At 53.9% G+C, this 12,533-nt stretch carries 12 protein-coding genes and 1 pseudogene; 2 read left to right on the top strand and 11 right to left on the bottom strand.

All coding sequences use genetic code 11. The annotated features are described in order from the left end of the window. Positions 1-105: 105 nt before the first annotated feature. Positions 106-1,017 carry a recombination-associated protein RdgC gene (gene rdgC, locus G9Q73_RS05085; RefSeq protein ID WP_177418831.1) on the top strand — a complete coding sequence of 304 codons (912 nt, stop codon included), beginning with the start codon at positions 106-108 and terminating at the stop codon, positions 1,015-1,017. A gap of 317 nt (positions 1,018-1,334) precedes the next feature. Here rdgC and G9Q73_RS05080 read toward each other — a convergent pair whose 3' ends face one another. From G9Q73_RS05080 to G9Q73_RS05035, 11 genes and pseudogenes are all read right to left on the bottom strand, one after another. After that, a complete protein-coding gene (locus G9Q73_RS05080; protein ID WP_177418830.1) occupies positions 1,335-2,342 on the bottom strand; it encodes an NAD-dependent epimerase in 1,008 nt (335 codons plus the stop codon). 38 nt (positions 2,343-2,380) lie between these two features. After that, positions 2,381-3,409, bottom strand: coding sequence for an NAD-dependent epimerase/dehydratase family protein (locus G9Q73_RS05075; protein WP_177418829.1), 1,029 nt, complete (start codon positions 3,407-3,409; stop codon positions 2,381-2,383). Between the two features lie 29 nt (positions 3,410-3,438). Then, complete coding sequence (tviB, locus tag G9Q73_RS05070) at positions 3,439-4,713, bottom strand: Vi polysaccharide biosynthesis UDP-N-acetylglucosamine C-6 dehydrogenase TviB (RefSeq protein ID WP_177418828.1); 1,275 nt, start codon at positions 4,711-4,713, stop codon at positions 3,439-3,441. A 187-nt stretch (positions 4,714-4,900) separates the two neighbouring features. Further along, positions 4,901-5,251 carry a hypothetical protein gene (locus tag G9Q73_RS19460; protein WP_246345029.1) on the bottom strand — a complete coding sequence of 117 codons (351 nt, stop codon included), beginning with the start codon at positions 5,249-5,251 and terminating at the stop codon, positions 4,901-4,903. A 22-nt stretch (positions 5,252-5,273) separates the two neighbouring features. Next, positions 5,274-5,654, bottom strand: a pseudogene (locus tag G9Q73_RS20350) (lytic transglycosylase domain-containing protein); the annotation flags it as partial. A gap of 37 nt (positions 5,655-5,691) precedes the next feature. Next, positions 5,692-6,198, bottom strand: a complete 507-nt coding sequence (locus tag G9Q73_RS05060; protein WP_177418826.1) for a transglycosylase — start codon at positions 6,196-6,198, stop codon at positions 5,692-5,694. Between the two features lie 14 nt (positions 6,199-6,212). Further along, a complete protein-coding gene (locus tag G9Q73_RS05055) occupies positions 6,213-7,739 on the bottom strand; it encodes a hypothetical protein (protein ID WP_177418825.1) in 1,527 nt (508 codons plus the stop codon). After that, positions 7,732-8,577, bottom strand: a complete 846-nt coding sequence (locus G9Q73_RS05050) for a hypothetical protein (RefSeq protein WP_177418824.1) — start codon at positions 8,575-8,577, stop codon at positions 7,732-7,734. Before G9Q73_RS05050 ends, G9Q73_RS05055 begins: the two co-directional genes overlap by 8 nt. Beyond that, the gene (locus tag G9Q73_RS05045) at positions 8,543-9,220 is read right to left on the bottom strand and encodes a hypothetical protein (RefSeq protein WP_177418823.1); all 678 of its coding nucleotides are present in this window, start codon (positions 9,218-9,220) and stop codon (positions 8,543-8,545) included. Before G9Q73_RS05045 ends, G9Q73_RS05050 begins: the two co-directional genes overlap by 35 nt. A 16-nt stretch (positions 9,221-9,236) precedes the next feature. Further along, on the bottom strand, positions 9,237-9,782 hold the full coding sequence (locus tag G9Q73_RS05040) for a hypothetical protein (RefSeq protein WP_177418822.1): 546 nt from the start codon (positions 9,780-9,782) through the stop codon (positions 9,237-9,239). Positions 9,783-9,794: 12 nt separating this feature from the next. Next, entirely contained in the window at positions 9,795-10,640 is an 846-nt protein-coding gene (locus G9Q73_RS05035) for a hypothetical protein (protein WP_246345027.1), read from the bottom strand. A gap of 115 nt (positions 10,641-10,755) precedes the next feature. Here G9Q73_RS05035 and G9Q73_RS05030 point away from each other — a divergent pair, with 115 nt between their 5' ends. Continuing rightward, positions 10,756-12,513 (top strand): B12-binding domain-containing radical SAM protein, encoded by a 1,758-nt coding sequence (locus tag G9Q73_RS05030; RefSeq protein WP_304956556.1) that lies wholly within the window; start codon positions 10,756-10,758, stop codon positions 12,511-12,513. The last annotated feature ends 20 nt before the right edge of the window (positions 12,514-12,533 follow it).

Here is a 12,533-nt window from a genome sequence, read left to right as displayed (position 1 = left end):
CTCTATATAGAACCATGGGTCGTTTTTTTTCAAAAAGCAAGGCTGGATAAGCCTGAGAACATCCGCCATAATCCGCCTCCCCATTCACCAGTCTGGCGTGCTCACATGTGGTTCAAAAATCTTCGTATCTACCAACTTCTTAAACCCTTCGCGCTGTCGGAGGAGGAGCTGCAGATACAGCTGGCGGAACGGGAGTTTCGAAGTTGCGGCAGCATGGAGCCTGCCACACTCGGCTGGACATCACCGCTGGGCAGGCGATCGGACCGCTTGGCCCATGAAGTGAACGGTAGCATCATGCTCTGCCTGCGACAGGAGGAGAAGGTACTGCCCGCGTCGGTGGTCCGGGAGATGGTTGAAGAGAAAACCGTAATGATAGAAGAGGCGGAAGCACGCCAGGTCTCCCGGCGGGAGAAAGGTGAGATTCGGGATGAGATCATCCAGGATTTGATGCCCAGAGCGTTTACCAAATCGGCACGGATCTATGCCATGATCGATCGGACCAGCGGTTGGATTCTAGTCGACGCTGCCTCGGCCAACAAGGCGGAAGCACTGCTGGGACTGCTCCGTGAGACCTTGGGAACCCTGCCGGTCCGCCCCCTGGATGTTGCAGTCGCTCCCCCTTCCGTGATGACCGAGTGGATACGCCGCCCGGAGCAGTATGGTGACTTTGTCCTGCAGGACAGCTGTGAACTCCAGGATGCTTCAGACGAGAAGGCGATTGTGCGCTGCAAGGGACATGACCTGGGCGCACAGGAAGTGCTCAACCACCTGGATGCGGGAAAACAGGTGGTCAAATTGGCTGTAGAGTGGAATGAGCGGCTCTCCTGCACGATTGAATCAGATCTTGCGCTAAAGCGAATAAAGTTCCTGGATATCATTCAGGAGGAGGCCGCTGATAGTGTGGCTGAGGATGATATTGCGCGGTTCGATGTCGATTTTTCCCTGATGGCCCTGGAGTTTCGCCGTTTTCTGCCCCGTCTGCTGGAACTCTTCGGCGGCGTACAGGACGAAAATTAAGGGATTTTGATGACGTTTCGCCCAGAGTAATTCCTTAGCGAAATGCAGGGTTTATTGATCTGTGTCATATTGAAGTTAATTAAGAATGGCTAATATTCCGCACAGCTACACGCGGATTGGTCGTTTCCGTGGATAAGCGCTAGTCTGCGGGTGAGCAAACTCGATCCTTTCAGCCTCCTGGATCGGTTCTCACCCGCTTTTTTTTGCGCATAAAAAAACGGAACCCGGCATAACTGCCAGATTCCGCTCTTCCCAGATTACAATCTCCCGGATTCCAGCCGGCTTCTCGTAGGCCTGATCAAGCGTAGCGGATCAGGCTAGTGCCCATAGTACTCCTTGAACCACTTGGCGAAGGCCGCTACACCATCTTCAAGTTTGGTGCTGGGTTTATAACCCGTGTCTTTAATAAGGCTGTCCACATCGGCATAAGTGGCAACCACGTCGCCGTCCTGCAGTGGCAACATGTTTAACTCTGCCTTCTTGCCCAAGCTCTCTTCCAGCAGCTCAATGTAGCGCATTAGCTCTGTTGGGTTGTTACTGCCGATATTATAGAGCCGATAGGGTGCGGTGCTGCTGGCGGTGTCCGGGTGATCGCTGTCCCAGTCGGGATTGGGCTGCGCCGGACGGTCCAGCACCTGAATCACACCTTCAACGATATCGTCGATGTAGGTGAAATCCCGTTGGTGTTTGCCGTAGTTGAAGACATCGATGGGCTCGCCCTTCATGATCTTCTGGGCAAATTTGAGCATCGCCATGTCGGGACGGCTCCAGGGTCCATAAACCGTGAAGAAACGCAAGCCGGTGGTGGGCAGGCGATAGAGATGGCTGTAAGTGTGAGCCATCAACTCATTGGCCTTTTTGGTGGCTGCATAGAGACTCACCGGGTGATTCACATTGTCGTGAACCGAAAAGGGCATGGAGGTGTTGGCGCCGTAAACGGAGCTGCTGGAGGCGTAGACCAGGTGCTCGACGCCATTATGACGGCACCCTTCGAGAATATGCCCGAAACCCATCAGGTTTGAATCGATATAGGCCAGCGGATTTTCGATGGAGTAGCGTACACCTGCCTGGGCCGCTAGATTGACGACCCGGTTGGGTTTGTATTTTGCAAAACAGTCTGCAATACCCTGACGGTCTTCCAGTTCGAGCCGCAGGTCGGTGTACTTTGGATGGTCTTGAGTACGAGCCAGACGCGCCTTCTTCAGTTCAACATCATAATAGTCGTTGAGGCAGTCGATGCCGATGACCTCGTCACCACGCTCCAGCAGTCGCAGTGCCAGAGCTGAACCGATGAAACCGGCGCTGCCAGTTATCAATACCTTCATTGGGGAGTTCCTTTTCGTAAACTAGCGCTAAATTGGGATCAGGTCAGATCGTCGACGTACCAGCCCATCGCTTCATCAAGACCGGGTCCGATCTTGTGAGTCGGCTCATATCCCAGCAATGTTTCTGATTTGGAAATATCGGCCAGAGAGTGCAGAACATCCCCGGCGCGGAAATCCCTGTAGGTTGGAGAGGACCCTTTGAGATGAGGAAAGCGCTTTTCCAGCAGTATACGGATCTCTTCGTACAAATCGGTCAATGTAGTGCGGTCGCCAACGGCAACATTATAAACCTGGTCGACCGCATCAGGGTTTTCTGTGGTTGCGCCCAGAAGATTGGCCTGCACGGCATTGTCGATATAGCAGAAATCCCGGCTCGTTTTACCGTCACCATTGATGAAGACCTCTTCATCCTTGATCATGGCATCGACCCATTTTGGTATGACAGCTGCGTAAGCGCCGTTCGGATCCTGACGTTGCCCAAAGATATTGAAATAGCGCAGGCCGATGGTCTTGAAATCGTAGCAACGGGCAAATACGCTGGCATATTGTTCGTTGACTACCTTGGTGACCGCATAGGGAGAGAGCGGGTTGCCGATCTCACCTTCAACCTTCGGCAGACCTGGGTGGTCGCCATAGGTGGAACTGGAGGCTGCGTAGACAAACCGTTTGACACCGGCATCACGAGCCGCCACCAGCATGTTCAGATAGCCGGTGATGTTGTTCTCATTGGTGGTGATCGGATCGTCCAGGGAACGGGGTACCGAACCGAGGGCCGCCTGATGCAGCACGTAATCGATGCCGTCGCAGGCTTTTTTGCAGTCATCCAGAGAACGGATATCACCTTCGATGAAGGCGAAGTTGTTCCACTGAGTTTCCGAAACCTGTTCCTGCACCTTGTCGAAATTGTAGCGGTGCCCAGTACAGAAGTTATCCAGGCCGACAACGGACTGGTTGAGTTTCAACAGGGTTTCCAACAGGTTAGAGCCGATGAAACCGGCAACACCCGTTATGAGCCAAGTGGACTGGTTGCTTTCCAGGTGTTGTTTGAGCTTATCGTAGCTATTCATAAAGTCTGTATTCCAGGTCGTATTACTGCTTACAGACGACCGTCGACATCATCCACAGGCAGAAGGTTCTTAACATCGAAGAGCACACCGTCAGGTTTGCACAGGGCGCGGATCTTTTTACTGCCCATCTCGGCAAACTCTCTGTGTGACACGGCCAATATAACGGCATCATAGTGCCCTTCCTTTAGCGTATCGATGGTGCGAATGCCATATTCATGCTCAGCATCGTCGGCACTGACCCAGGGATCATAGACGTCCACTGTGGTGCCGTAGTCCTGGAACTCTGCAACGATATCCACTACGCGGGTATTGCGAAGATCCGGACAGTTCTCCTTGAAGGTGAGGCCCAGAACCAGCGCTTTGCTGTTGGAGGCGATGCCGCGTTTCATCATCATCTTGATGACGGAGTGGACCACATAGGCGCCCATGCCGTCATTGAGTCGGCGACCGGCAAGGATGATCTCCGGCTGGTAGCCGATCGATTGCGCCTTGTGTGTCAGGTAGTAAGGGTCGACGCCGATGCAGTGACCGCCAACCAAGCCGGGGCGAAAGGGGAGAAAGTTCCACTTGCTGCCGGCGGCCTCAAGTACCTCCAGGGTATCGATGCCGAGACGATTGAAGATCAGCGCCAGTTCGTTGATCAGGGCAATATTGACATCGCGCTGGGTATTCTCGATGACCTTTGCCGCCTCGGCAACCTTGATGCTGCTGGCCTTGTGGGTGCCGGCAGTAATGATGCTGCGGTAGAGTTCATCGACGAAATCCGCCACTTCGGGTGTAGAGCCTGAGGTCACTTTCTTGATAGTGGGCAGGCGGTGTTCCTTGTCGCCGGGATTGATGCGCTCGGGGCTGTAGCCGACAAAGAAGTCCTTGTTGAAGGTCAGGCCGGAGTCCGCTTCCATGATCGGTACGCAATCCTCTTCGGTGGCACCTGGATAGACGGTGGATTCGAAGATGGCGATGTCGCCGGGTTTGATCACCTTGCCCAGCGCATGGCTGGCGCCGATCAGTGGCGAAAGATCGGGCTGTTTATGCTCATTGATCGGGGTGGGAACCGTGACGATATAGACGTTGCACTCTTTGATATCATCAAGATTACTGGTGAAGGTAAGATGAGGCACCTTTACCAGCTCTTCGGGCTCTACTTCCAGAGAGCTGTCGCGGCCCTCTTTCAGTTCCTGAACCCGGGCCTCGTTGATGTCGAGGCCAATGGTGGGAAATTTCTTTCCGAACTCCACTGCCAGTGGCAGCCCTACATAACCGAGGCCAAGCACGCCGATACGTGTCTTCCTGAGGTCGAACATGTTGAATCCCTATGATTTAAGCTGTTGAAAACAAAGAGTGATTTAGCAATTTTATCTGTGTGCCAAGCGCACAACAAAACAGCTGAATCATAGCGCGAGAAATCGGGAAACGCGAGTGTTTTGTCCGGGATTTTCAAAACGGTTAACAACTCCTTGCCTTCCTCACAAGTTTTGCTTCTTTGATTGGTCAGTCGGTGATTATTCCAGAGTGTCGCAGCTGCGAGAGTGTCTTAGCCTGCTCACGCTCATCTGCATAGAGGACAACGACCCTGAAACGCTGTTCAGGCAGTTTGAACCAGTCAAACCGCAGGTCGGGAAAACGCTTTTGCAGCGATTTCACATAGGCCTCGACCCGGTAGGGGCGGTTGAATTCGATGAGCGCCCGTCTCTTTTCCGCTGAATAGGGCTGTTGTGATTCGGTGGATTCGCGGCGGTTGATATCCGTCACATAGGTGAGGTGACGATAGATATAGCGGCTGTACCACTCTGCGCCGTCTGGTATTTCCCCCCCCGGTTTTGGATATCCGGCCGGGGCCATAATTGTAGGCAGCCAGTGCCCGGTGCAGGTCGTTGTTATATCGTGCCAACAGTTCTTTGAGATATCGGGTGCCCGCATCCACATTCCGGCACGGGTTGTAGAGGTCTGCAACCCTGTTGATTCCGAGATGTTTCGCGGTGCCTGGCCATTGGATCTGCATCAGACCATGGGCATTTGCGTGGGAACGGGCCGCAGGATCGAAATCGCTTTCACCCCGTGAGACCGCCAGCAGCAGGGTCAATGGCAGATCGTGGTTAGCCGCAGCCCGGCGAAAGCAGTGCAGATAGGGAAAGCGTTTGCTCGGTTCTTTGCTGTCTGCTGTGGACAGGTAGTTTTTCCAGGTCTCTGAAATGGCTTTTGTGCTGTTTTCCGTTGCGCTACTGGCGAGCTGGGAAAAGATCATTCCCGCCAGCAGGCAGAGTAGGGAAATTTTTTTCCTGTTAGTCCGGGTCATGGGGTGCCTGCTCAATTTTGAGGCCGCTGGCGGCAGCAATTTGTGTGAGGGCGATGGATCGGTCTGCTTCGCCCCAGTGCGCAAAAACAACCTGATATCTGCCCGATTCTTCCTGTTGGACACGCATTTGGCGCCCCGTCAGATGTTCAATACGAGTGGCAAATCCGCTGGCGGAGCGTTCACTGCGGAATGGACTCCAGAACGGCTGCCATTGTTGTTCGATTGCCTGAAGTTCGATATTGGCTATGGGTGGCTCTTCAATCGTGGGTTGGTCGACCGGGATTGGCGGATCTTCCAATAGGCGGTCGTCTGCCGTTGAGGTGGTGTGTGATATCTCGACCGATTGGTTGGGTGTTGCTGGAACACTTTGTGATGGTATTTGAGTGGGTTGGGGACTACTGGAGACCCGCTGAATCGGTCTCGGATTGAAAACCATGCCCAGGAGGAGAACAGCCACCCCGAAACCTGCAATAAGTCCAATGAGTCTTACCATGATAGCCCTCATTACTAATAAATATTAATCAATGATTTACGAGTATTAATTAATGTAATATCTCTAGATGTCCATGCCACATTTGAAGCATGTTCCAACATCAATTGATCAAGTTTCTGCAACCAACCCATCAGCTCTTCAGCGTTGAGTTGTGGATCTTCGTAACCGTGACAACTCTCCGGCAGGAGGGCGAGATGGGCGGCGACTACCCCTGCGCTGCGATCGTCATTGGTGATTATCGCGTAGTAGGTCTCCCGTTCGGATTTATCATCACTATGCAGCACGCCCTCCACGCCTCGCCGATGTCGTGAAGGTAGACGCAGGGTCTTTCCATTGGAATTCCGGGAAGACCTCACTCCGAGATGCCGGCACTCTGATGGGGCGAGACGAAACAGTGCGCCGTCGTCACGCTTTTTGAAGAAGAACCCCCGGCTCTCTGCAGGCGCAGCTATCTCCAGGGCAAAGCACCCCTGCCTGGGAATGGCCGCCTGCCCGTTAAGTACGCGCTCTCCAGAGCGCCAGGGATGGCGTGTGCCACAGAGCGAGAGTTTTCTCGGTGTGATGATTTGGAGGACACCGGCGCTTTTTGCCACTCTCACCGGCCTCTCTTTTTGGGCAGGGACGGCCCCGGTGGTTGTGGTCTGTGCAGGGTCAGATAGAAGATAGGTGCTGACACTGATATCCGGCAATGCTGAAGCAGCCTCGGCAGGTTGGACCAGAACCCAGAACTGTTGCAGATTTCCTGAGATTCGGTGAGTTTTTCCTTTTATCGTCAGATCGGCATCAGCCTGATTTTTTTCAATATGAACATCGCCAAAACGGGCGAGATTGTGGGTAAGCAGTTCCATGGTTGTACGGGCCTGTGCTTCATCACTCTCATAAGGCTGAATATGAAGTTTTGGGTTTTGCACAGGCAACTGTTTAAGACGGCAGTAGAGGTCATCAGCCAGTTGTCTGGCCATAAGATCCGGCTGGCCTTGAACGAAAGGCAGCATTCGCAGACCCCGCAGTGACTCATCCAGATGCACAGTGTGCAGCAGTTCCGCCTGCTGACGGGATGCCTCTCCCTGCCACTGTCGGCTGAACCCGGAGACCCAACTGTTCTGTTGCAGATCCAATGCCCTGAGGGTCAGATTCAACTGCCGGCTGCTGTCGAGCCTGAGATCCAGGCCGATGAAATAGTGGATCGGCTGTTCACCATCGCAGGGTTTAGTGGGTCTATCCCGATGACTCCAGCGTTTGTCCCGTTGCTGTCGGGCCAGATGAATCCCCGGAGTCGCCAGTAGCTCGGCGTTTATTTTGTCACGGATATCACGCGTCAGCCGATCCATTTTTGGTTGAATCGCACCGTCTTTGAGTCTGCCCAGCAGTATGGATTCTCCCTGGAAACGGGGATGCTGGCTGAGCTGTGTTTTGAGATAAGGGATAAGATCCTGCTCGACCCACTGGTCAAGCGTGGATTGTGATGCGGGTCTGGTCTGTTGGGTGACACATCCACTCAGACCTATCAGCAGCAGAGTAAGACAGATTGATCTAAACATTCCCTTGTCTCCTTTCCAGTTTGACATGGCCCAGGGCATCGATAATGAGCAGACCGCCACTGGACTCCTGCATCAACTGTTGAATTTTTTCCTGCAGCGGATGGGGTAGTTCCACGCCCCAGATGACCGGTGTGCCCGATGTCGTGACGGGCAGTTGTCGATAGGCCTGTAGAACATCACCGGGTACTGTTTCAGGCGTCATTTCATGGTAGCGCAGAGGAGAGGGTGTAACATGAAACACCGTTTTTCCATTGGTAACAATAAGTTTCCAGGTTGTCTCAGAGCCTAGCGCATAGAGTTGAATTCTCTTGTTTTGAACAAGGTGTTTCAAAGCCTGATCTGAGGAGAATCTGAGTTCAAATCCTGGTTCTTCATCTTTAGCGGCGTTTGGCTCCTGCGCCTCGATAGGAGTGACTGCTTGAGGTTTTTTCTTTAACTGTTGATCCAGGGCAGACAGATATTTCCGACGCTGTTTGATCTTCAAATTCAATGCAGAGAGTTGTCGCTGTTTCTGTTGAGACTGTGTCGTCAGCACTTTCTGTTCGTCAGAAATCCGGCGCTGTTTTTGCTGCTGTTGCTTGAGATCTGCATGGAGTTGCTCCAGAGAGGCGATGAGGGCCTCCTGTTCCTGCTTCAATCGACTGTTGTCGGCTTTCTCTTCAACGACTTTGGGTTCTTCCGAAGCGGCTTGCGGCAGTGACTGTACCAAGGCAAAGATTGCCATCAGACAAAAGCCGAGAATTGCCATAAAGCGCATCACATCGGTCTGCAGTTCATCTGTGCCACCTGATCCTGCGTGGGGGTCAGCGCTGTAAATTTGTGAGTGCCAGAGGTTCATCCCGATTCTCTTGGTGGTGACTGATCTGTTGCAGGTGGCTGTCGATGCGATCCAATGAAGACTGTACCGCCGTGTTGTGCTGCTCGGCCAGACGGCTGTAGTAGCGCTGTAGCTCACCACCAACGGCAACTGCCTTGATGACACGCATCAGATAGCCGCCAATGCCGCCGAATATGGTGGTGGAGAGGGCGAGCAGGATCCCTCCATCGACCAACCGTTGCAGAATGACGAAGGCGCCGAGTTTCGCTGCGCTCTCAGGATCGCCAAGCGCGGAGAGTAGGGCGCTACGCATTCCGATGGCGGTCCAGATCACGCCGATGCCGAAAAAGAGCCCGATCCAGATATCGGTCAGGTGTGCAGCCTGGACAATCCTGTCGATGGATTGTTCTGCGGCAATGCGTTGCCGCAGGGTGCGAAGAGTTAGCAGAAACAGCAGCAATACGAGGGTGAAGGGCCAAATGGCCATGCCCATATTGCGGCTGCTCCAGCCAAGCAGGTTTTGCAAGCCTTCCAGAGATTCGGCTGAGATTGTCACCAGGCTCTGGGCCGACAACAGCCACAATAGCAGGCCGCCAAGACTCAGGGTGATAGACATACCGAGCAGAAATCCCCTCAGAAAGCGATTGAAATACCCCCTTTTCATCGCTTCACTTCCCGCGCTAATTGGCGCCACAGGCGGTGCAAGTGGCTTCCAGCACCAGTTCCGTCTCTTTCAACAACCGGTCCGCGCGCTGATAACTGCGGGTGTCCCGGCTGATTTTTACCAGGCCGCGCTCTTTGTCGAGTAGCTCCCGTTCCATGTTTGCCAGCACCTCCTGCTGTCTCGGACAGGTCAGGCTGCAGTTGTTGTAGTCCCCCATCAGGGAGACATATTTGACATTGAAATAGCGGTTGTAGATCGATTTTGCCTGCTGCTTGCTCAACAGACCGGCCTGATTTGACCAGAGCAGAAATTCGCTGAACTTCTCTTTGTTTGCAGGTTTTGGATCGCTCTCGGCAATATTCATCAGACGCTCAAGATAGGCATCGAACTGGAAGCTGCAAACATCACTCAAATCACTCTTCGACTGGCTCACGGCGACATCCAGATCGTGACCCTGTGGCGGGATGCAGGCGTTGGCCTTCACCGGTTGAGTGTCGCAACCTGCAGTGAATGAAACGGTGGCAAAAAGTGCCGCTGAGATAAGTGTTTTCGTGCTATTCATGATGTTTCTCCCTTAGAGGCTGAGTGGACTCTGGTACGCTGTGCTGTCAGCAGTGGTTGGAGGCGCCGCAAGGGGCATTTCACTCTCCGGATCACCGAACAGGATGGCCTTGACTCCGCTCACAACCTCCTGCATTTCAGGGGTGATGACCCCAAAGGATTGGTTGAGCTGACCCATGAGGGTGGCTCGGCTGATCTCCTGGCGGGTACGGGCGATAAGATCAGCGGTCTCTTCCATATCCAGGTAGATGTCGGAGGCGATGACCGCCATGGATGAACCTTGTGACGAAGAGCTGTTGGAGACCAGTTTGTAGTATTGGCTGAAGCGGTCGCTGAGTCGCATACCGGAGCGCCCGCGCAGGCTGGGCCGGGTCTGCGCTGCCTGCTTGCCGGACTGCCCGCCGAGCAGGTTCTCCTGCAGGGACCAGGGTGTCATGCCATTCCCCAACTCCTTGCGAAGACGTTTCGCCAGACTCTTGCGGGTCGTCTCCACCGCCTGCTCCATGGTGGGCAGGTTGCTCTCCATGATGTTCAACATTTCGAGATAGGTTGCCCCAAGTTGCTTGTTCAACTGGGCACAGCCGGGATCTTCATCCGCCTCTTCGCATTTACTGTCGATGATCAGTTGCTGCTGTTGATCCAGACGGGATATCACCTCCTGCAACCCACTCTCCATCTCTTTGGCAACGCTGCCGGTGTGGCGAATGTCCTCGAGTACCGTGGTGGGAAAGAGCTTGAGGGTAGGGCTGTTGGCCGCCTGGGTCGGAATGGCGAACAGCAACATCCAGGCAATAACAAGTGCCGAAAATGGCTGCAGGCCGGTTGAATCTGATAGGTTGAATTTGCTTGGGGTGCTCATGGTTTTATCCCTCCTGATTGAGCGGTGACCCTTGTCATCATCGAATGGCGATTTAGGATCTCTGTTGGAGATTGTGGAGGCTGTTAACTGAACGGAGCCTGAACGGTGTTCAGAAATGGCGCGGTCACGTATATTTCACCGCACTATGCCAAACCTGGAAATCACAACCCGATCCGAGACGTCAGCGATTGCACTGGTGACTCTGCATGCAGGCTACAGCCACTCCTCACTGGCGCTGCAGTCGATTGCCGCTTTCTGTCGCGATGAGCTTTTCTACGACGATATCCACCTGTTCGAACCGCTGGTCAATGTGAATCACCAGCAGCTGATCGAATCACTGGTGGCGTTGGCGCCGGCGGTGATCGGATTCTCAACCTATCTCTGGAATATCCAGGCATCCCTTAGACTGACACGGTTACTGAAACAGCTTCTGCCGGAGTCGCTTTTTGTTTTCGGCGGTCCCGAAGCGGGACCGCGAGGCGCTGAGTTGCTGGGCAGAGTGGATGCAATCGATTTCATTGTGGACGGGGAGGGTGAAGCCGCTTTTCGTGATCTGGTGCGGTGGCGCCTTTACGGTCAAGGTGATCTTTCAGATACATCGGGGCTGATCTGGCGCAAAGACGGAATGATAGTGACCAATCCGATCCGGATGCTGCCAGTGGAGGAGATTCCCTCACCGATTACTTTAGGTTTGACTGATTTCACCAAGCCACTGGTCTACTGGGAGACCTCCCGAGGTTGTCCCTATCGCTGTACCTTCTGCACCAGTGCCACCGATCGGCTGCGCGCATTTCCTGTGGAGAGAGTGGAAGCCGAACTCCAGATATTGGAGGGGCTAGCGGCCAAAACAGTGAAACTGCTCGATCGCAGTTTCCATCTCGGAAAAAAGCGCACAGTAGAGCTTCTGCACCGATTCGCGCAGACACCTGAGAGTCTGCGTTTCCATCTTGAGCTGAATCCGGACCGGATCTCCCCTGAGGCAATGGCGGTATTTCGCCAGGCAGCACCGGGGAAGTTTCAGTTTGAGATCGGACTGCAGACCCTGAGCGCGCCGGTGCTCGATGCCATCGACAGGCAGATGGATATCCCCAAGGCATTGGCGAATATTAGTGAGTTGGTTGAACTGAAGAAACACCCGGTTCATCTCGACCTGATCATCGGGCTGCCGGGAGAGGATGCAGTGCAATGCAGTGACTCCCTGAACCGGGTGTTTCGGCTCTATCCGGGTCATCTTCAGCTTGGCACCTTGAAAATGCTTCCCGGTACACCCTTACAGATGCAGGCGGGGCCACTGGGTTATCGTTGGGACAGGGAGCCGCCCTATGAAGTGCTCTCACATCCATTGCTCACTTTCCAGGAATTGTCGCGGTTCAAGCTCTATGCGGAACTGCTGGAACGTCTCTGGAACAGCGGCTATCTGATCCATACTTTGATGTGGCTGGTACCGCGTTATTTTGACGATGAGATAGTCGCCTGTTTCAATGCATTGTTAGCCGCGACGGGTGAGCGACTGGCGCGTGAAAATCTGCAGCCTGACCGGTTATTCGGTCTGGTCGCAGATTACCTCGAGCCCACGCTGGAAGGAGACCTGCTCTTACGGGAGTTGCTGCTTTGGGACTACAGTCGATTCAGTCTGGTCAATGGCAAGACACCATCCTGGATTGCTGAGCATCTGCATGAGTGTGGAAAGTTCGTGGTGCAGGGTAGTCGACGCCAGCTGCCGATACTGTCACTCTCCAGCGAGGCGGCAGAGATCATCAGCCGCCGTGCCCTGGAACCGATTGCAGCAGGTCGTTATGCAGTCTGGCCGCGACAGCACAAAAAAGGCAAACCAGTGGAAATCTTTGAGGTGCCTAAGAAGATTTATGGTTAGGCGCGTAGGAACCCACTCCT

This window comes from endosymbiont of Lamellibrachia barhami (assembly GCF_011947365.2).
Lineage (GTDB): Bacteria > Pseudomonadota > Gammaproteobacteria > Chromatiales > Chromatiaceae > QGON01.
The sequence above is the reverse complement of the archived record's forward strand: the minus strand, read 5'-3'. Positions and strand labels throughout refer to the sequence as shown.